The organism is Escherichia sp. E4736 (assembly GCF_005781225.1).
Taxonomy (GTDB): domain Bacteria; phylum Pseudomonadota; class Gammaproteobacteria; order Enterobacterales; family Enterobacteriaceae; genus Escherichia.
In genome coordinates this window covers 314219-333009 of record NZ_VATT01000014.1, presented here as the reverse complement: position 1 = coordinate 333009, position 18791 = coordinate 314219, and the positions used below count along the sequence as shown (strand labels likewise).

15 protein-coding genes are annotated in these 18791 nt (G+C 51.7%); 8 read left to right on the top strand and 7 right to left on the bottom strand.

What is annotated here, in order from left to right:
• Positions 1-2: 2 nt before the first annotated feature.
• The 5 genes from FEK46_RS10745 (at position 3) to yfaU (ending at position 5590) form a co-directional block, all read left to right on the top strand.
• Complete coding sequence (locus FEK46_RS10745) at positions 3-1205, top strand: nicotinamide mononucleotide deamidase-related protein YfaY (protein WP_135491655.1); 1203 nt, start codon at positions 3-5, stop codon at positions 1203-1205.
• A gap of 216 nt (positions 1206-1421) precedes the next feature.
• Positions 1422-2204: an IclR family transcriptional regulator gene (locus tag FEK46_RS10740; protein ID WP_135559353.1), complete on the top strand. Its 783-nt coding sequence runs from the start codon at positions 1422-1424 to the stop codon at positions 2202-2204.
• A gap of 14 nt (positions 2205-2218) precedes the next feature.
• Complete coding sequence (gene rhmD / locus FEK46_RS10735) at positions 2219-3424, top strand: L-rhamnonate dehydratase (RefSeq protein ID WP_135559354.1); 1206 nt, start codon at positions 2219-2221, stop codon at positions 3422-3424.
• A 56-nt stretch (positions 3425-3480) separates the two neighbouring features.
• Entirely contained in the window at positions 3481-4770 is a 1290-nt protein-coding gene (locus FEK46_RS10730; RefSeq protein ID WP_135559355.1) for an MFS transporter, read from the top strand.
• A 16-nt stretch (positions 4771-4786) separates the two neighbouring features.
• Positions 4787-5590 carry a 2-keto-3-deoxy-L-rhamnonate aldolase gene (gene yfaU / locus FEK46_RS10725; RefSeq protein WP_130207590.1) on the top strand — a complete coding sequence of 268 codons (804 nt, stop codon included), beginning with the start codon at positions 4787-4789 and terminating at the stop codon, positions 5588-5590.
• A gap of 42 nt (positions 5591-5632) precedes the next feature.
• On the opposite strand, the gene FEK46_RS10720 is transcribed toward yfaU, so the two are convergent.
• From FEK46_RS10720 to glpA, 4 genes are all read right to left on the bottom strand, one after another.
• Complete coding sequence (locus FEK46_RS10720) at positions 5633-6535, bottom strand: ISNCY family transposase (RefSeq protein ID WP_135559356.1); 903 nt, start codon at positions 6533-6535, stop codon at positions 5633-5635.
• Positions 6536-6728: 193 nt separating this feature from the next.
• A complete protein-coding gene (gene glpC, locus FEK46_RS10715; protein ID WP_135559357.1) occupies positions 6729-7919 on the bottom strand; it encodes an anaerobic glycerol-3-phosphate dehydrogenase subunit GlpC in 1191 nt (396 codons plus the stop codon).
• Positions 7919-9175, bottom strand: coding sequence for a glycerol-3-phosphate dehydrogenase subunit GlpB (gene glpB, locus FEK46_RS10710; RefSeq protein ID WP_135559358.1), 1257 nt, complete (start codon positions 9173-9175; stop codon positions 7919-7921). The genes glpC and glpB overlap by 1 nt, the downstream gene beginning before the upstream one ends.
• On the bottom strand, positions 9165-10793 hold the full coding sequence (glpA, locus tag FEK46_RS10705) for an anaerobic glycerol-3-phosphate dehydrogenase subunit A (protein WP_135410192.1): 1629 nt from the start codon (positions 10791-10793) through the stop codon (positions 9165-9167). The genes glpB and glpA overlap by 11 nt, the downstream gene beginning before the upstream one ends.
• A gap of 271 nt (positions 10794-11064) precedes the next feature.
• Between glpA and glpT the strand changes: the two genes are divergently transcribed.
• From glpT to inaA, 3 genes are all read left to right on the top strand, one after another.
• Positions 11065-12423, top strand: coding sequence for a glycerol-3-phosphate transporter (gene glpT, locus FEK46_RS10700; RefSeq protein WP_064526704.1), 1359 nt, complete (start codon positions 11065-11067; stop codon positions 12421-12423).
• A gap of 4 nt (positions 12424-12427) precedes the next feature.
• Positions 12428-13507, top strand: a complete 1080-nt coding sequence (glpQ, locus tag FEK46_RS10695) for a glycerophosphodiester phosphodiesterase (protein ID WP_130207163.1) — start codon at positions 12428-12430, stop codon at positions 13505-13507.
• Between the two features lie 151 nt (positions 13508-13658).
• Positions 13659-14309, top strand: a complete 651-nt coding sequence (gene inaA / locus FEK46_RS10690) for a lipopolysaccharide kinase InaA (protein ID WP_135559359.1) — start codon at positions 13659-13661, stop codon at positions 14307-14309.
• Positions 14310-14362: 53 nt separating this feature from the next.
• Here the strand turns inward: inaA and yfaE are convergent, their stop codons facing one another.
• The 3 genes from yfaE to nrdA form a co-directional block, all read right to left on the bottom strand.
• Positions 14363-14617 (bottom strand): ferredoxin-like diferric-tyrosyl radical cofactor maintenance protein YfaE, encoded by a 255-nt coding sequence (gene yfaE / locus FEK46_RS10685; protein WP_130207161.1) that lies wholly within the window; start codon positions 14615-14617, stop codon positions 14363-14365.
• Positions 14617-15747 carry a class Ia ribonucleoside-diphosphate reductase subunit beta gene (nrdB, locus tag FEK46_RS10680; RefSeq protein ID WP_135559360.1) on the bottom strand — a complete coding sequence of 377 codons (1131 nt, stop codon included), beginning with the start codon at positions 15745-15747 and terminating at the stop codon, positions 14617-14619. Before nrdB ends, yfaE begins: the two co-directional genes overlap by 1 nt.
• A 155-nt stretch (positions 15748-15902) precedes the next feature.
• Positions 15903-18188 (bottom strand): class 1a ribonucleoside-diphosphate reductase subunit alpha, encoded by a 2286-nt coding sequence (nrdA, locus tag FEK46_RS10675; RefSeq protein WP_130207159.1) that lies wholly within the window; start codon positions 18186-18188, stop codon positions 15903-15905.
• Between the last annotated feature and the right edge of the window lie 603 nt (positions 18189-18791).

Below are 18791 nucleotides of genomic sequence, written 5' to 3'. Positions count from 1 at the left end.
CCATGTTAAAAGTGGAAATGCTATCCACCGGGGATGAGGTGTTACACGGGCAAATCGTTGACACGAATGCAGCCTGGCTGGCCGACTTTTTCTTTCATCAGGGCTTGCCGCTATCTCGCCGTAATACGGTAGGCGATAACCTTGAAGATTTAGTCACCATTCTTCGTGAGCGCAGTCAGCACGCCGATGTGCTGATCGTCAACGGCGGACTGGGGCCAACCAGCGATGATTTAAGCGCGCTCGCTGCTGCGACAGCAAAAGGTGAAGGTCTGGTGCTACATGAAGCCTGGCTTAAAGAGATGGAACGTTATTTCCGCGAACGTGGTCGCGTGATGGCGCCGAGCAACCGTAAACAGGCAGAATTGCCAGCGAGTGCCGAGTTCATCAATAACCCCGTAGGCACCGCCTGTGGTTTTGCCGTGCAGCTTAATCGTTGCCTGATGTTCTTTACCCCCGGCGTACCGTCAGAATTTAAGGTGATGGTCGAGCACGAAATCCTGCCGCGCCTGCGCGAGCGTTTTTCTTTACCGCAGCCGCCGGTTTGTCTGCGTTTGACTACCTTTGGTCGTTCGGAAAGCGATCTGGCACAAAGCCTGGACACTCTACAACTGCCGCCGGGCGTAACAATGGGCTATCGCTCCTCGATGCCGATAATTGAACTGAAGCTGACCGGACCGGCAAGCGAGCAACAGGCGATGGAAAAACTGTGGCTGGACGTTAAACGTGTTGCCGGACAGAGCGTGATTTACGAAGGCACCGAAGGACTGCCCGCGCAGATCAGTCGCGAATTGCAAAACCGCCAGTTCAGCCTGACGTTGAGCGAGCAATTCACCGGTGGTTTATTGGCTTTGCAACTTTCTCGCGCAGGTGCGCCATTGCTGGCGTGTGAAGTGGTTCCTTCACAGGAAGAGACTCTGGCACAAACCGCGCACTGGATTACAGAACGGCGGGCCAACCATTTTGCCGGGCTGGCACTGGCTGTTTCGGGGTTCGAGAACGAATATCTCAACTTTGCGCTAGCCACGCCGGACGGCACTTATGCTCTGCGCGTACATTTCAGCACTACGCGCTACAGTCTGGCTATTCGTCAGGAAGTGTGTGCAATGATGGCGTTGAATATGCTGCGCCGTTGGCTGAACAGTCAGGACATCGCCAGCGAGCACGGCTGGATTGAGGTTGTTGAGTCCATGACCTTATCCGTCTGATCAGTCATTCTGTGCCGGTTTACTGCACCGGCACATTCCCCTCCTGCAAATTTGTCCAACCTGTTGTACTCAATAAGAAAAAATCCGTGCGCTGATTCACAAATTTGTGCGTAATTTCTCCAGTCCGCTGGACGAGAAACGGGATTTGATGCGCTTCACAATTTTACTCACCCTGAGCGACGAGACTGATTCCAGTATCTAAGACTGGAGTCCAGTATGTTGGAATCAAGCAAAGTACCCGCCCTGACACGGGCTATTGATATTCTTAATCTGATTGCCCGCATTGGACCTTGTAGTGCTGCAACGATCATTGACACATTGGGGATCCCGAAAAGCACGGCCTATCTGCTGCTTAACGAACTTAAACGCCAGCGTTTTCTTAGCCTTGATCACCAGGAAAATTTTTGTTTGTGGACCAAGCTGGTGGAGCTTTCCGCTCATGCGTTAAGCAAGATGGATCTCAGGGAGCTGGCGCGACCACGCCTGACGCAACTGATGGATACCACTGGGCTGTTATGCCACCTTGGGATCATCGATAACGGTAGTGCTTATTACATTCTGAAAGTGGAGTCTTCAGCCACCATCAGTGTGTGTTCCCATGAAGGGAAAAGCCTTTCGCTTTATCGTTCCGGCATCGGGAAATGCCTTCTTGCCTGGCAACCAGCCGCTGTCCAGCAAAGCATTATCGAAGGACTGGTCTGGGAAAAGGCGACACCTACCACAATGACTCATCCACAACTGCTCCACGAGGAACTGGCGCGTATTCGCCGTCAGGGCTGGAGCTATGACAACGGCGAAGATTACGCCGATGTTCGTTGCGTCGCCGCTCCGGTGTTTAACGCCAATAACGAACTTACCGCCGCGATCTCGGTGGTCGGTACTCGCTTACAAATCAACGAAGAATACCGTGATTATCTGGCGGGCAAAGCCATTGCCTGCGCCAGGGATATTTCACGTCTGTTGGGATGGAAAAGTCCCTTTGACTTACAGGCCTCATAACAATGGAGAACATCATGACCCTACCAAAAATCAAACAGGTTCCCGCCTGGTTTACTGGCGGTGCGACAGCAGAAAAAGGCGCTGGCGGAGGTGATTATCACGACCAGGGGGCGAATCACTGGATAGACGATCATATTGCTACCCCGATGAGTAAATACCGCGATTATGAACAGTCGCGCCAGTCATTTGGCATTAACGTTCTTGGCACGTTGATTGTCGAAGTTGAAGCAGAAAACGGCCAGATCGGTTTCGCCGTTTCAACTGCCGGTGAAATGGGGTGTTTTATTGTCGAAAAACACCTTAACCGTTTTATCGAGGGCAAATGTGTCAGTGATATCAAACTGATTCACGATCAAATGCTCAATGCCACTCTGTATTACTCCGGTTCTGGTGGCCTGGTGATGAACACGATTTCCTGTGTTGATCTGGCACTGTGGGACCTGTTCGGCAAAGTGGTTGGGCTTCCGGTTTACAAACTGTTAGGTGGCGCAGTCCGTGATGAAATCCAGTTCTACGCCACTGGCGCACGTCCGGATCTGGCAAAAGAGATGGGATTTATCGGTGGCAAAATGCCGACGCACTGGGGGCCACATGATGGCGATGCGGGGATCCGCAAAGATGTCGCTATGGTTGCGGATATGCGTAAGAAATGTGGTGAAGATTTCTGGTTAATGCTCGACTGCTGGATGAGCCAGGACGTGAACTATGCCACCAAACTAGCCCACGCTTGTGCTCCCTATAACCTGAAATGGATCGAAGAGTGCCTGCCGCCACAACAGTATGAATGTTATCGCGAACTAAAACGCAACGCGCCAGCGGGAATGATGGTCACCAGTGGTGAGCACCACGGCACACTGCAATCTTTTCGTACGCTTTCAGAAACCGGTATCGACATCATGCAGCCGGATGTGGGCTGGTGTGGTGGCTTAACCACGCTGGTGGAAATTGCCGCAATTGCCAAATCACGCGGACAGCTGGTGGTGCCGCACGGTTCGTCTGTTTACTCCCACCATGCGGTAATCACTTTCACTAATACCCCATTTAGCGAATTCCTGATGACCAGTCCGGATTGTTCAACGATGCGTCCGCAGTTTGACCCCATTCTGCTTAATGAGCCGGTTCCGGTGAATGGTCGTATTCACAAATCAGTACTTGATAAACCTGGTTTCGGCGTCGAACTCAATCGTGACTGCAATCTGAAACGCCCCTACAGCCACTAATCACTCCGGGCGTTGCTGTGACAACGGTAACGCCCACATATTCTAAGGAGCTTTTTATGAGCACCGCTTTGTTTGACGCCGTGGTGAAGAAAAACCGCGCGCGTTTAATTCCGTTTATGTTGGCGCTGTATGTGCTGGCGTTTCTCGACCGTTCGAACATTGGCTTTGCTAAACAGACCTACCAGATTGATACCGGGCTGAGTAATGAAGCTTATGCGCTGGGGGCGGGGATTTTCTTTGTGGTTTACGCGTTTCTTGGTGTACCGGCGAATCTGTTGATGCGCAAACTGGGGGCCAGAACTTGGATTGGTACGACGACACTGCTATGGGGATTTCTTTCGGCGGCAATGGCATGGGCCGATACTGAAGCGAAATTTCTGATCGTTCGCACTCTGCTTGGCGCAGCGGAAGCCGGATTCTTCCCCGGTATGATTTATCTCACCTCGCAATGGTTTCCGCAGCGTAATCGCGCCAGCATTATGGGGCTGTTCTATATGGGCGCACCGCTGGCATTAACGCTGGGATCACCGCTTTCCGGCGCGCTGCTGGAGATGCATGGATTTATGGGGCATCCTGGCTGGTTCTGGATGTTTGTGATTGAAGGATTGCTGGCAGTCGGTGCAGGGGTATTCACTTTCTTTTGGCTTGATGACACACCAGATCAGGCACGTTTTCTGAGTAAAGAAGAAAAAACGTTGCTTATCAATCAACTGGCAAGTGAAGAACAACAGAAAGTGACTTCTCGACTGAGCGATGCGTTGCGTAATGGACGAGTCTGGCAACTGGCAATTATCTACCTGACCATTCAGGTCGCGGTTTATGGATTAATTTTCTTCCTGCCGACGCAGGTTGCGGCATTGCTGGGGACAAAAGTGGGCTTTACGGCCTCTGTGGTCACCGCTATTCCGTGGGTTGCGGCATTGTTTGGGACCTGGCTTATTCCGCGCTATTCCGATAAAACCGGCGAACGACGCAATGTCGCGGCGCTGACATTGCTGGCCGCGGGCATTGGTATTGGCCTTTCCGGGCTACTTTCGCCAGTACTGGCAATCGTTGCGCTGTGTGTTGCAGCAATAGGGTTTATTGCCGTGCAGCCGGTGTTCTGGACTATGCCGACACAACTGCTTTCTGGTACGGCGCTGGCGGCGGGGATTGGTTTTGTCAACCTGTTTGGCGCAGTGGGCGGATTTATCGCCCCGATCCTGCGCGTAAAAGCAGAAACCTTGTTTGCCAGCGATGCGGCAGGATTGCTGACGCTGGCTGCGGTGGCGGTCGTCGGCTCGCTGATTATTTTCACTCTACGTGTAAGTCGCTCTGCTGTGCAGACTAACGTGGCACATCACTAATAGGTTAAGGAACATGATGAACGCATTATTAACCAATCCCTTCAAAGAACGCTTACGCAAAGGTGAAGTGCAAATTGGTCTGTGGTTAAGCTCAACGACTGCCTATATGGCAGAAATCGCCGCTACTTCCGGTTATGACTGGTTGCTGATTGACGGAGAGCACGCGCCAAATACCATTCAGGATCTTTATCACCAGTTACAGGCGATAGCGCCCTATGCCAGCCAACCCGTGATCCGCCCGGTGGAGGGGAGTAAGTCGCTGATTAAACAAGTACTGGATATTGGCGCTCAAACCCTACTGATCCCGATGGTCGATACTGCCGAACAGGCACGTCAGGTGGTGTCTGCTACCCGATATCCACCCTACGGTGAGCGTGGTGTCGGGGCCAGTGTAGCTCGTGCTGCTCGCTGGGGACGCATTGAGAATTACATGGCGCAAGTCAACGACTCGCTTTGTCTGTTGGTGCAGGTGGAAAGTAAAACGGCACTGGATAACCTGGACGAAATCCTCGAAGTCGAAGGGATTGATGGCGTATTTATTGGGCCTGCGGATCTCTCAGCGTCATTGGGGTATCCGGATAACGCCGGCCACCCGGAAGTTCAGTGTATTATTGAAGCAAGCATTCGTCGGATCCGCGCTGCGGGTAAAGCGGCTGGTTTTCTGGCTGTGGCTCCTGATATGGCGCAGCAATGTTTGGCGTGGGGAGCGAACTTTGTCGCTGTTGGCGTTGACACGATGCTCTATAGCGATGCCCTGGATCAACGACTGGCGATATTTAAATCAGGCAAAAATGGGCCACGCATAACAGGAAGTTATTAATATCAAAGGCCCATAGGGATTACCTGTGGGCCGGTATGTTAGTTAGTGGTTTTTCGCTGTCAGATCGGCTTCGTTTAGCTGGGTAGTTGCGAGTACCAGGTCACGATCGATGCCCTGTTCCAGCATGCGCAAAGCAATTTTAATGGCTTGTTCATGCATGCCCTCCTGCCAGCCAATTTGGTGTCCTTCCTGCCGCAGCCGTTCAGCAATAGTCATTAATCTCTCCTTTTGTAGTGGTGAACGTTCGGCAATCTCCTCAATAAAGCGGGTGAAACGGGAGGTATCGCCGCATTGCAGCAGATAATTAAACAGCGTTTGCACCTGGCTGTCATTAGTGAAGCCCCTAACCAAAAGCGTGGTGATCCTGTCGACCAGACCGATTAAATCGCGCTCGCGAATATGCTTTTGAATCAGTTCCAGCAGAGCTATACGCCGATGTTGCATGATCTCATCGTCAGGTACGATGGTGATATCCACCAACGGAAAAGCTTCGGTGTACAACTGCCGGGCAAGCTGCGGGTCGTCAAATTCATCCAGCCAGTTAAGTGAATATGGGTAGGGTGAGGTTTCGCCGTGATAAAACAGCATTGGCACTACCAGAGGGACTCTGTCATAGCCTTTGTCCAGATGGCGCTGCATGACGGCAGTGGCATAACGCATCAGTCGAAAGGCCATGTTTTTTTCCGCAGTACTCTGATGCTCAATCACGCAGTAGATATAACCTTCGCCGTCGGTGGTTTCTACCGACCACAAAACATCCGAGTAGTAAGCGCGTAAACTTTTTTCAATAAAACTGGTGGGTTCCAGGCGTAAGGTTTGCAGGTTGCAAAGTTTTCTCAGCGGTTCCGGCAGATGTATTTCCAGAAAATCCCGCGCGGTTTCGGGCGAGAACATAAACGTTTTAAACACCGCATCATGCGGGGAGGATGTTGTTGATTCAGTCATGGTTGTCCGTCACCTGATTTTTATGATGACGGGACATTACGGGGATCGCAGGCCGATGGCATCTGGCAGTTTTAGCCTTTGCGAGACGTTTTCAGAAGTATTTTTACTGCGATGCAACGCATACATTGGGTCCGGAACCGTGCACGCAAAAATGCCCGATAAGCCATGAACTCATCGGGCATCAGAAGGTCGCTTAAGTCAGCGCTTTTGCCAGCAGTGTGATCGGATGCTCGCAGCGAAGGCTTGTGGACATCTCAATCTGCCATTTGCAGGTTTCGCAGTCGGTAACGACCAGATCCGCGCCGCTCTCTTCTATCTGGCGGAACAGTGGCGCACCAATGGCTTGTGAAGTGGGGTAGTTCTCTTTTTTGAAGCCGTATGTTCCGGCAATGCCGCAGCACTGGGAATCCAGCACTGTCAGCTCAAGCCCTGGGATCTTACGCAACAGTTCCAGGGTGTAGAGCGTCCAGCCCATTTTTTCCATATGGCACGGAGTGTGATAAACCACTTTCAGCGGCAGCGGTTTCAGCGGTAACGTTTTGCCTTCGTCCAGCTTGCGCCACAGCCAGCGGGTCGCCAGTTCGATATGATCGCGCAAGCCTTTGTTGTCGACATTCAGCACTTCCGGGTATTCGTCGCGCAGGGCAAATGCACAGGTTGAGGAGGTGGCAATCACCGGAATGCCTTTTACCCCCACCGCTTCGCGGATCGACTCTACATTTGTGATCGCCTGTTTACGCGCTTTATCAGTAAAGCCGTTGGCGATTAGCGGCACACCGCAGCATTTTTCTTTGCTGAGTAATTGCACTCCCGTTCCCATCGCGTTGAGCACTTTAATTAAATCTTTACCCAGTTGCGGATGGTTGTAGTTGACGAAGCAGCCGTGGAAAAAGGCGACCTGGTCTTTATACTGCGCTTGCTGGGCCGCTACGCTGCGATACCAGCGACGGAACGTGCCGAAGGAGTATTTCGGTAGCGTGCGGCGATGATCGATTTTTAACGCAGCATCAAGTAGCTGCCGTACTGGTTTCAGCGAGGTAGCGGTGTTGACGATTGGCGCGAACGGTGTGGAAACGCTGCCCATCAGATCGGTATGACTTAAAACGAAGTTACGCAGCGAGGGACGCGTGGTGTCATATTTCGCTCGTGCGCGCTGGATGATATCGCCAATCTTCACATCGGACGGGCAGGCGACTTCGCAACGTTTGCAGTTGATGCAATATTTCAGCGCCTCGTCATACAGTGCGCCATCTTTCAAACGCAGACGCTCGCCATCCGGCCCGGCTTGTTTTGGCCCTGGATAGCCGGGATTCACCCGGCTCACCGGGCAGGCGGTGGTGCAGACGGTGCACTTAATGCAATTTTCGAAGCTGGTATCGTTCATTATTGGCCTCCTGCGCGTTGGGCAATCTGTTGAGCGGCATGTAAAGCACTGACGGCACAGACACCGCCGCCGCATCCCTGGGCGATGGGATCAAATCCGCCCAGCACCGAACCGATGGCAAACAAGTTCTCTACTGTTTGACCAGCCTGTGACGGGCGTAGCGCCTCGTCAGTGGTTACGCCGAACTGTTGCCACGGTTGCGCAGCAAAAAAGTCACTTCTATACCACTCACCCCGCGTAGGGGTTTGCAGTACATCAAGGCCGAGAATCGGCTCACGAATGCCGTCGCGTTCTGCCACCAGCCCGCCGCTAAAGAAACTGCCGCTGGCGAGAACCGCGAAACGTGGACGCAGCGGGATGTCGGCGTGATTGCGGGTCCAGATTTCACTCACCACGCCGTTTTTACAGGTGACTTTTTTCACTTCATCGCCCGGCATCCACACGCCGCCCTGGCGTACAAACTGGCGCTGTAACTGGTTTTGCAGACGAATACCCAGCACGGAAGGCGGCAGCGTTGGCAAAAGCATCAGTGAGCAAGGTAGTTTTTCATTCAGCCAGCGCCACAGTTTGTCATCGGCCAGGCCGAAGCAGGCGGGCATCAGGATCATTTCACAGGTATTGGCGACAGGGATTAGTGCATCAATTAACAGCGGCCAGTTTTCTTCGTTATCAAGGAAACGGGCGATATTCACAGCTCGAAACTCGGTGGCGTTATTGCGTAGCACATCCAGTTCCGGCAGTTCAATTTCAGCAGTTTCAACCGAAAGATCCAGTTCGCGCAACGAAGCCGCCGCAAGATGCGCCTGGAAATCCATCAGCCCGCTAATTCCCACCACACATATCTTCTTCGCGGGTAGCGGCCAGACGGGAACTTCTGGCGAACTTAACCAGGTCGAACGCAAAGTGCCGAGCGGGGTAACGCGCTGATGGGCCAGTTCCACGCTGCCCTGCAATTGCGCGCCGCTTTCCGCAATTAATGTCTGCGCCTGACAAGCGAGATCCAGTACGCGTTGTGGGCCGAGAAGACTGTAAGGGTGGGTAGGTGCCTGATGGCACAAAGACTCCAGCCCTGCATGAATGTCTGCCACCGGCTGACCGTCTGGCAGGTGGCTCAGTAAGTCCAGCGATCCGGATGAGAAATGCAGAGCGCTCTGTCCACGGGTGACAATGGCACAGCGCAGACCGTGTTTTTGCAATCGCAGGCCGCAGAGTAATCCGGCAAGACCGCCGCCCATAATGACAGTATCAAATCGCATCTTTCTGCTCCTTCTCCAGACCACACAGTCCCTGATAAACCCAGCGGGTAAATTCGCTTTCGCGCAATGCGTCTCCCCATGCAATGGGCTGCACACCTTTCCAGCGTTCGTTAAGGAAGGTGGAAAGTTGTTCGATAGATTGCGCGGAGGTGGTGACGTTAAAGCGTTGCAGCAGCCCAGCGGCGCGGCAGGCGCAGAGCTCGCCCTGGCAGGTGCCCATCCCCACACGGGTGCGACGGCGTAAATCTAACAGGCTATTCACGTTTAGATTTTCTACCGCGTACTGTACTTCGCCAGCGGTAACGGCTTCACACTCACACACCAGACTGCGATGCAAACGGCCTTCACTTAACCAGGCGGGTGTGCGATCGCCATGACGGTAAACCGCAGAGCCGCGTAGTGGGGCAGGAAGGGAAATGACTTTACGTAAGGTGACTTCAGCAGGTTCCTGTGAACCAGGAAGTGCCAGATCGGCGGTCGTACAGGGGCGCGTGTTGCCCAGCTTGCGGCAGACGGCATCCGTTGCCCATTCCGCCATCAGACGATAGGTCATCAGTTTGCCGCCGGTGATGGTGATAAATCCGTCCAGACCATCGCGTTCGGCATGGTCGAGCAGCACGATGCCACGACTGACGTTACGGCCGCTCGGGTCGTCATCGCTGGCAACCAACGGGCGCACGCCAGAGTAGGCCCGCAAAATGCGCGTTTTCGCCATAACGGGGGCCAGTTTTTCCCCTTCACGCAGCAGAATATCCACTTCTTCTGCCGTCACTCGGTTGTCGTCTATCTCATCGTAATTAATGCGTAAAGAGGTGGTGCCAATCAGCGAAATGGTATCGCCAGGCACCAGAATATCGGCGTCGGAAGGTTTACGGCAGCGGTTGATCACATGCTGATTAATGCGGTGGTCCATGATCAGCAGCGATCCTTTCGCCGGGAACATGCGAATGCGCAGATCGGCATATTCGGCAATGTGTTGCCCCCAGATCCCGGCGGCATTAACTACGACAGGCGCATGAAGTGCCTGAGTTTCGCCGGTGAGATGATTACGTACACGAACACCGCACACCGTCGCGCCTTCACGAATTAGTCCCGTAACTTCATGAGCGGTAAGGATAACTGCACCATGTTCTTTTGCATCGAGCATGTTCGCTGCGGTCAACCGGAATGGGTCAACGGTGCCATCCGGAACTTTTACCGCGCCAATCAGTGCCGGGTTAACGGAAGGTTCGATAATGCGTGCTTGCTGCGGATCAATGGCTTCAGCACTGATTCCAGCCTCTTCGCAAGCACGAATAAAAGTCGCCTGGAAGGAGAGATCATCTTCCGGCAGGGTGATAAACAGGCCGTTGGTTGGTTCGACACAGTGACGCGCAATGCGTTTTAAAATCTGGTTTTCACTAATACATTCGCGGGCCGATTCCGCATCGGTAACCGCATAGCGTGCGCCGCTGTGCAGCAGACCGTGGTTACGCCCGGTGGCTCCCGTTGCGATGTCGTGGCGTTCAACCAAAATCACTTTCAGCCCGCGCAGGGCACAGTCGCGGGCAATCCCGGCTCCCGTTGCGCCGCCGCCAATGATAATCACGTCACTTGTTTGCGAATCGCGAGTTTTCATTGTTATCCCTCAAAAGTTCGTTTTGTCTCATTTAGCCACAGAAAAAACATGGATTGTTTGATTTCGCGCATAATCGCTCATAATTCGAAAGTGAAACGTGATTTCATGCGTCATTTTGAACATTTTGCAAATCTTATTTAATAATGTGTGCGGTAATTCACATTCATGGAATGAATGATTAATTAACATCGCGGCAACTCAAGAAACGGCAGGTTCTTCCATTGAATCAGGCTGTTAATCATAAATAAGACCACGGCCACGGAGGCTATAAATGTTGAGTATTTTTAAACCAGCGCCACACAAGGCGCGCTTACCTGCTGCGGAGATCGACCCGACTTACCGTCGATTACGCTGGCAAATTTTCCTGGGGATATTCTTTGGTTATGCCGCTTACTATTTGGTTCGTAAGAACTTTGCTCTCGCGATGCCCTACCTGGTGGAGCAGGGGTTCTCACGTGGTGATTTAGGTTTTGCCCTTTCAGGGATCTCAATTGCCTACGGATTTTCGAAATTCATCATGGGGTCAGTGTCGGACCGCTCGAATCCGCGCGTTTTCCTGCCGGCAGGTCTGATTCTTGCTGCGGCAGTTATGCTTTTTATGGGCTTTGTACCGTGGGCGACATCGAGCATTGCTGTGATGTTTGTGCTGCTGTTCCTCTGCGGTTGGTTCCAGGGGATGGGATGGCCGCCGTGCGGTCGTACTATGGTGCACTGGTGGTCGCAGAAAGAACGTGGCGGCATTGTGTCGGTGTGGAACTGTGCGCATAACGTCGGTGGTGGTATTCCGCCGCTGCTGTTCCTGCTGGGGATGGCCTGGTTCAATGACTGGCACGCGGCGCTTTATATGCCGGCTTTCTGTGCCATTCTGGTGGCTCTGTTCGCCTTTGCGATGATGCGCGATACCCCACAATCTTGTGGCCTGCCGCCGATCGAAGAGTACAAAAATGATTACCCGGACGACTATAACGAAAAAGCGGAACAGGAACTGACCGCGAAACAGATCTTCATGCAGTACGTGCTGCCGAATAAACTGCTGTGGTACATCGCCATCGCCAACGTGTTCGTCTATCTGCTGCGCTACGGTATCCTCGACTGGTCACCGACTTACCTGAAAGAGGTGAAACACTTCGCGCTGGATAAATCCTCCTGGGCCTACTTCTTCTATGAGTATGCGGGCATTCCAGGCACTCTGCTGTGCGGCTGGATGTCGGACAAAGTCTTCCGCGGTAACCGTGGGGCAACCGGCGTCTTCTTTATGACTCTGGTGACTATCGCCACCATCGTTTACTGGATGAACCCGGCAGGCAACCCAACTGTCGATATGATTTGTATGATTGTTATCGGCTTCCTGATCTACGGCCCAGTCATGCTGATTGGTCTGCACGCGCTGGAACTGGCGCCGAAGAAAGCGGCAGGTACGGCGGCGGGCTTTACCGGACTGTTTGGTTATCTTGGTGGCTCCGTAGCGGCAAGCGCGATTGTCGGCTACACCGTTGACTACTTTGGCTGGGATGGCGGCTTCATGGTGATGATTGGCGGCAGCATCCTGGCGGTTATCTTGTTAATTGTCGTGATGATTGGCGAAAAACGTCGCCATCAGGAATTACAGCAAAAACGCAACGGAGGCTAATGGCATGAAATTGACGCTGAAAAAACTTAGCATGGCTATCATGATGAGTGGAATGATCATGGGAAGCAGTGCAATGGCGGCGGATAACAGTGAGAAAATAGTGATTGCCCATCGCGGCGCCAGTGGTTATTTGCCGGAGCATACGCTGCCTGCAAAGGCGATGGCGTATGCGCAGGGGGCCGATTATCTGGAACAGGATTTGGTGATGACGAAGGACGACCATCTGGTCGTTCTGCATGACCACTATCTTGACCGGGTAACCGATGTTGCCGATCGTTTCCCGGATCGGGCGCGTAAAGATGGCCGTTACTACGCGATAGATTTTACACTGGATGAAATTAAGTCTTTAAAATTCACTGAAGGCTTCGATATTGAAAACGGTAAAAAAGTGCAGACTTTTCCCGGGCGTTTCCCGATGGGTAAATCTGACTTCCGGGTGCACACTTTCGAAGAGGAAATTGAATTTGTTCAGGGGCTAAACCATTCGACCGGGAAAAATATTGGTATCTATCCAGAGATTAAAGCGCCGTGGTTCCATCATCAGGAAGGGAAGGATATTGCGGCAAAAACCCTGGAAGTGCTGAAGAAATATGGCTACACCGGTAAGGATGATAAGGTTTATCTGCAATGCTTTGATGCTGATGAACTGAAGCGTATTAAGAATGAGCTGGAACCTAAAATGGGTATGGACCTCAACCTGGTACAGCTGATTGCCTATACCGACTGGAACGAAACTCAGCAGAAACAACCGGACGGAAGCTGGGTTAATTACAGCTATGACTGGATGTTCAAGCCGGGTGCCATGAAACAGGTGGCGGAATACGCTGATGGTATTGGCCCGGATTACCATATGGTGATTGATGAGACATCGCAGCCGGGTAATATCAAGCTTACCGGAATGGTAAAAGATGCACAGCAGAATAAGCTGGTGGTGCATCCTTATACCGTGCGGGCCGACAAGCTACCGGCCTACACAACGAATGTGAATCAGCTTTATGACATTTTGTATAACAAAGCTGGAGTGAACGGTTTGTTCACTGACTTCCCGGATAAAGCGGTTACCTTCCTGCAACAACAGAAATAATCTCACCTTCGGCATTCCGGTCTGCCCGGAATGCCGCTTTGCTTCTGTAACAAGTCCATTTTTGTACACAAAAATCTTAAGGATTTCTTAAGGCAACACTTTATATTTCCATCCTGATAATTAACGTGCACATAGTGCCGGATGGTAAGTAATGGTGTCAGGAACGGAAGACGAACAATTTGAACGTTGGTGGGCGACCAAAGGAGACTGGGTCGAAGAACCCAATTATCGACGCAATGGTATGAGTGGTGTGCAGTGTGTAGAGCGCGATGGTAAAAAGCTTTATGTGAAGCGTATGACTCAGCATCTCTTTCATTCGCTGCGCTATCCCTTTGGACACCCGACGATTGTGCGGGAGATTGAGGTGATAAACGATTTGGAGCGCGCGGGCGTTATCGTGCCGAAAATCGTATTTGGTGAAGCAATCAAACGAGAAGGGGAATGGCGGGCGCTACTGGTTACCGAGGATATGACCGGTTTCATCAGTATTGCAGACTGGTATACACAACATGCTATTACCCCTTACCCAGACGATGTGCGTGAAGCAATGCTACACGCGGTGGCACAAGCGTTTAAAAAAATGCATAGCGTCAAGCGTCAGCATGGCTGTTGCTACGTTCGCCATATTTATGTGAAAACGGAGGGTGTGGCGGAAGCGGGGTTTCTTGATCTGGAAAAAAGTCGCCGCCGATTGCGTCGTCAAAAAGCAGCTCAGCATGATTTCGCCCAACTGGAGAAGTATTTATCTCCCATTCCTCCCGACGACTGGGAGCAGGTGAAAGCGTATTACTACGCCATGTAATCGTTGTAGGCCAGATAAGACACATAAGCGTCGCATCTGGCACTAGTACCCGATCACAACTCTATTTCAATATCGCCTTTTGCCCGGCAACAACAGGGCAAAATCTCCCCTGGCTGAATAAAGGCTAACGGTTCGGCAATCCAGTCAACCTGACCTGCAACCAGGCGAGTGCGACAGGAGCCGCAGTAGCCTTCGCGACACTGGTACTCAACCGCCACATTATGGGATTCCAGCGCCGCCAGAAGGGAAGGGTGTTCATCCTGGCACAGCAGTTGTGTGCCAGTGATGCGCAAGGTAACGCGGGTCATCAGAGCTGGAAGTTACTCAAATCGTCGGTGTCCACTTCCGAGTCAATTTGACCGACCAGATAAGAACTCACCTCAACTTCCTGTGGGGCAACTTGCACGTTATCCGACACCAGCCAGGTATTGATCCACGGGATCGGGTTGGAACGTGTCTGGAACGGCAGATCCAAACCGACAGCTTGCATGCGGATGTTGGTGATGAACTCCACGTACTGGCAGAGAATGTCTTTATTCAGACCGATCATCGAACCGTCACGGAACAGATAATCCGCCCAGTCTTTCTCCTGCTGTGCCGCCTGAACAAACAGCTCATAGCACTCTTGCTTACACTCTTCGGCTATTTCCGCCATTTCCGGATCATCCGCGCCGCTGCGCAGTAGATTCAGCATATGTTGAGTGCCAGTCAGGTGCAGGGCTTCGTCACGGGCAATCAGGCGAATAATCTTGGCGTTACCTTCCATCAGTTCGCGTTCTGCAAAGGCAAAGGAACAAGCAAAGCTGACGTAGAAACGAATGGCTTCCAGCGCGTTAACGCTCATCAGGCAGAGATAAAGTTTTTTCTTCAGCTCGCGCAGGCTAACGGTCACGGTTTTACCGTTGACGGTGTGGGTGCCTTCGCCCAGCAAATGCCAGTAACTGGTCATCTCGATCAGTTCATCGTAATAGCGGGAAATGCCTTCCGCGCGTTTCTGGATCTGTTCGTTGGTGACGATATCGTCGAATACAACAGACGGATCGTTAACGATATTACGAATGATATGGGTATAAGAACGAGAGTGAATCGTTTCTGAAAATGCCCACGTTTCTACCCAGGTTTCCAGTTCCGGGATCGAGATCAGCGGCAGCAGAGCCACGTTCGGACTACGACCCTGAATGGAATCCAGCAGTGTCTGGTACTTCAGGTTGCTGATAAAAATGTGCTTTTCGTGTTCAGGCAGTGCCTGATAATCGATACGGTCGCGAGAGACGTCAACTTCTTCCGGACGCCAGAAGAAAGAGAGCTGCTTTTCGATCAGCTTTTCGAAGATTTCATATTTTTGCTGATCGTAGCGGGCCACGTTGACCGGCTGACCAAAGAACATCGGTTCTTTGAGCTGATCATTCTTCGTCTGTGAAAATGTGGTATATGCCATGAATATGTCCTGTTGGGAGTTTAATGCCGGATAAGGCATTTTACGCCGCATCCGGCATCCAGAGCCTGATGCGACGCTGGCGCGTTTTATCAGGCCTACAAAATTCGAGACGTAGGCCGGATAAGACATTTTACGCCGTATCCGGCATCTCAATATCAGATCTTACATGCGCCGCTTTCGCAGCCATCGTCCTGGATTGACGGCACCAGATCGTCCTGCGCATCTTCTGCGCCGTCACGGGTGTTCTGATAATACAGCGTTTTGACCCCGAATTTGTAGGCGGTGAGCAGGTCTTTCAGCAACTGCTGCATCGGCACTTTTCCTGACGGGAAGCGTGACGGATCGTAGTTAGTATTCGCAGAGATCGACTGATCGATAAATTTCTGCATGATACCAACCAGTTGCAGATAACCATCGTTACCCGGCATTTCCCACAGCAGTTCATAGGCATCGTGCAGGTGTTCGTAGTCTGGAACGACCTGGCGCAGAATACCGTCTTTCGACGCTTTAATGCTGACATAACCGCGCGGCGGTTCAATGCCGTTAGTAGCATTAGAGATCTGCGAAGAGGTCTCGGAAGGCATCAGCGCTGACAGTGTAGAGTTACGCAGGCCGTAAGTTTTGATCGACTCACGCAATGCTTCCCAGTCGTAATGCAACGGCTCATTAGCGATGGCATCCAGATCTTTCTTATAGGTATCGATCGGCAGGATCCCCTTCGCATAGGTGGTTTCGTTAAACCACGGGCACGCGCCTTGCTCTTTCGCCAGCTCATTAGACGCTTTCAGCAGGTAATACTGAATGGCTTCGAAGGTTTTATGCGTCAGGTTGTTGGCGCTGCCGTCGGAGTAGCGTTTACCGTGCTTCGCCAGATAGTAAGCGAAGTTGATCACACCAATACCCAGTGTACGACGACCCATCGCTCCACGTTTGGCTGCCGGGATCGGGTAATCCTGATAATCCAGCAGCGCGTCGAGTGCGCGTACCGCCAGAACGGCCAGCTCTTCCAGTTCATCCAGGCTGTTAATTGCACCCAGGTTGAAAGCAGAAAGCGTACACAGCGCGATTTCACCGTTTTCGTCGTTAACGTCATTCAGCGGTTTGGTCGGCAGAGCGATTTCCAGGCACAGGTTAGACTGGCGCACTGGCGCGATGGCCGGATCAAACGGGCTATGGGTATTGCAGTGGTCAACGTTCTGAATATAGATACGACCAGTAGACGCACGTTCCTGCATCATCAGTGAGAACAGCTCAACGGCTTTCACACGCTGCTTGCGGATGCTGTCGTCTTTCTCATATTTGGTGTACAAGCGCTCAAACTCTTCCTGATCGGCGAAGAATGCGTCATACAGCCCCGGTACGTCGGACGGGCTGAACAGGGTGATATCTTCACCTTTCAGCAGACGGGTATACATCAGTTTGTTGATTTGTACCCCGTAGTCCATATGACGCACGCGGTTGCCTTCAACCCCACGGTTGTTTTTCAACACCAGCAGGCTTTCCACTTCCAGATGCCAGATTGGGTAGAACAGCGTTGCCGCACCGCCGCGCACGCCGCCCTGGGAGCAGGATTTCACCGCTGTCTGGAAATGTTTGTAGAACGGAATGCATCCGGTATGGAACGCTTCACCGCCACGAATCGGGCTACCCAGTGCACGAATACGCCCGGCGTTGATGCCGATCCCCGCACGCTGGGAAACGTATTTCACAATCGCGCTGGAGGTCGCGTTAATGGAATCCAGGCTGTCGCCGCACTCGATCAGCACGCAGGAGCTGAACTGGCGAGTTGGGGTACGCACGCCGGACATGATTGGCGTCGGCAGCGAAATTTTAAATGTGGAAACCGCGTCGTAAAAACGCTTCACGTATTGCAGACGCGTTTCGCGCGGGTAGTTCGAGAACAGGCACGCAGCAACCAGAATATAGAGGAACTGTGCGCTCTCGTAGATTTCGCCGGTCACGCGGTTCTGTACCAGATATTTGCCTTCCAGTTGCTTAACGGCAGCATAAGAGAAGGTCATATCACGGTCGTGAACGATAAACGTGTCCATCTGCTTGAACTCTTCTTCCGTGTAGTCTTCCAGCAGATGATTATCGTATTTGCCCATTTCGACCATTTTCACCACGTGGTCGTACAGCGCAGGCGGCTCAAACTGGCCGTAGGCTTTTTTACGCAGGTGGAAAATTGCCAGGCGCGCGGCGAGATACTGATAGTCCGGTGCATCACGGGAGATCAGGTCAGCGGCAGCCTTGATAATAGTTTCGTGGATGTCGGAGGTCTTGATTCCGTCATAAAACTGAATATGGGAGCGCAGCTCGACCTGGGAAATCGAAACGTTATGCAGTCCTTCTGCCGCCCAGTCCAGAACGCGATGGATTTTGTCGAGATTGATGCGCTCTGTGCTACCGTCGCGCTTTGTCACCAGCAGATTCTGATTCATGTATGTCGTACCTGTTTTTGGAATTCTTTCCGCAATAGTTTCACGGCAACTACCTGTAGTAAGGAAAGCTGCAACGAACACTATATATAGGGGGTATGTTTGGGATTCACTGCAAGATAGTGTGAAAACGGCCCTCTTGCAAGTGCATAACTTTGTGGATAACTCAGGAAGGAAAAAGCGACTTCCGCGTACCTTAGGTCAGACAAGGTGTCCGGGAAAGTCAATGGGAAGAGAAAAATTTGTTAAAAATAACCGTTCGGTGATTTCTTGAACGCTCAATTTAAGATAATTATTGATCCAGGTTATTTGTTGCGCTTTTGTCAGGCGTGGTGAAAATTGATGCCATCACAAATTCATATAACGTCGGCACTTAATGTTATGTTTATGATGTGAGCGAATGTAAATGGCTGCGGTTCACGGAACAGGTATTTTTTAATCAACAGATGTGAAATAAAAGTTTGTTATGTTGATTATTCCAGGTAAACAAGAAACGAATTAATCAGTTTAATGTGTTTTAATTATTGTTATTTCATAATTTGGTCAGTATCAAAAGGAATAATTTATTTCTTTTAGAAGATATTATTTTAGTATATATGTTTTAAA

Bases quoted from the DNA above. Each gene is read 5' to 3' on its own strand.
- yfaU (WP_130207590.1), top strand. From the start codon at position 4,787: ATGAACGCATTATTAACCAATCCCTTCAAAGAACGCTTACGCAAAGGT.
- rhmD (WP_135559354.1), top strand. From the start codon at position 2,219: ATGACCCTACCAAAAATCAAACAGGTTCCCGCCTGGTTTACTGGCGGT.
- glpA (WP_135410192.1), bottom strand. From the start codon at position 10,793: ATGAAAACTCGCGATTCGCAAACAAGTGACGTGATTATCATTGGCGGC.
- nrdA (WP_130207159.1), bottom strand. From the start codon at position 18,188: ATGAATCAGAATCTGCTGGTGACAAAGCGCGACGGTAGCACAGAGCGC.
- glpQ (WP_130207163.1), top strand. From the start codon at position 12,428: ATGAAATTGACGCTGAAAAAACTTAGCATGGCTATCATGATGAGTGGA.
- FEK46_RS10720 (WP_135559356.1), bottom strand. From the start codon at position 6,535: ATGACTGAATCAACAACATCCTCCCCGCATGATGCGGTGTTTAAAACG.
- inaA (WP_135559359.1), top strand. From the start codon at position 13,659: ATGGTGTCAGGAACGGAAGACGAACAATTTGAACGTTGGTGGGCGACC.
- FEK46_RS10745 (WP_135491655.1), top strand. From the start codon at position 3: ATGTTAAAAGTGGAAATGCTATCCACCGGGGATGAGGTGTTACACGGG.
- glpT (WP_064526704.1), top strand. From the start codon at position 11,065: ATGTTGAGTATTTTTAAACCAGCGCCACACAAGGCGCGCTTACCTGCT.
- yfaE (WP_130207161.1), bottom strand. From the start codon at position 14,617: ATGACCCGCGTTACCTTGCGCATCACTGGCACACAACTGCTGTGCCAG.
- nrdB (WP_135559360.1), bottom strand. From the start codon at position 15,747: ATGGCATATACCACATTTTCACAGACGAAGAATGATCAGCTCAAAGAA.
- FEK46_RS10730 (WP_135559355.1), top strand. From the start codon at position 3,481: ATGAGCACCGCTTTGTTTGACGCCGTGGTGAAGAAAAACCGCGCGCGT.
- glpC (WP_135559357.1), bottom strand. From the start codon at position 7,919: ATGAACGATACCAGCTTCGAAAATTGCATTAAGTGCACCGTCTGCACC.
- FEK46_RS10740 (WP_135559353.1), top strand. From the start codon at position 1,422: ATGTTGGAATCAAGCAAAGTACCCGCCCTGACACGGGCTATTGATATT.
- glpB (WP_135559358.1), bottom strand. From the start codon at position 9,175: ATGCGATTTGATACTGTCATTATGGGCGGCGGTCTTGCCGGATTACTC.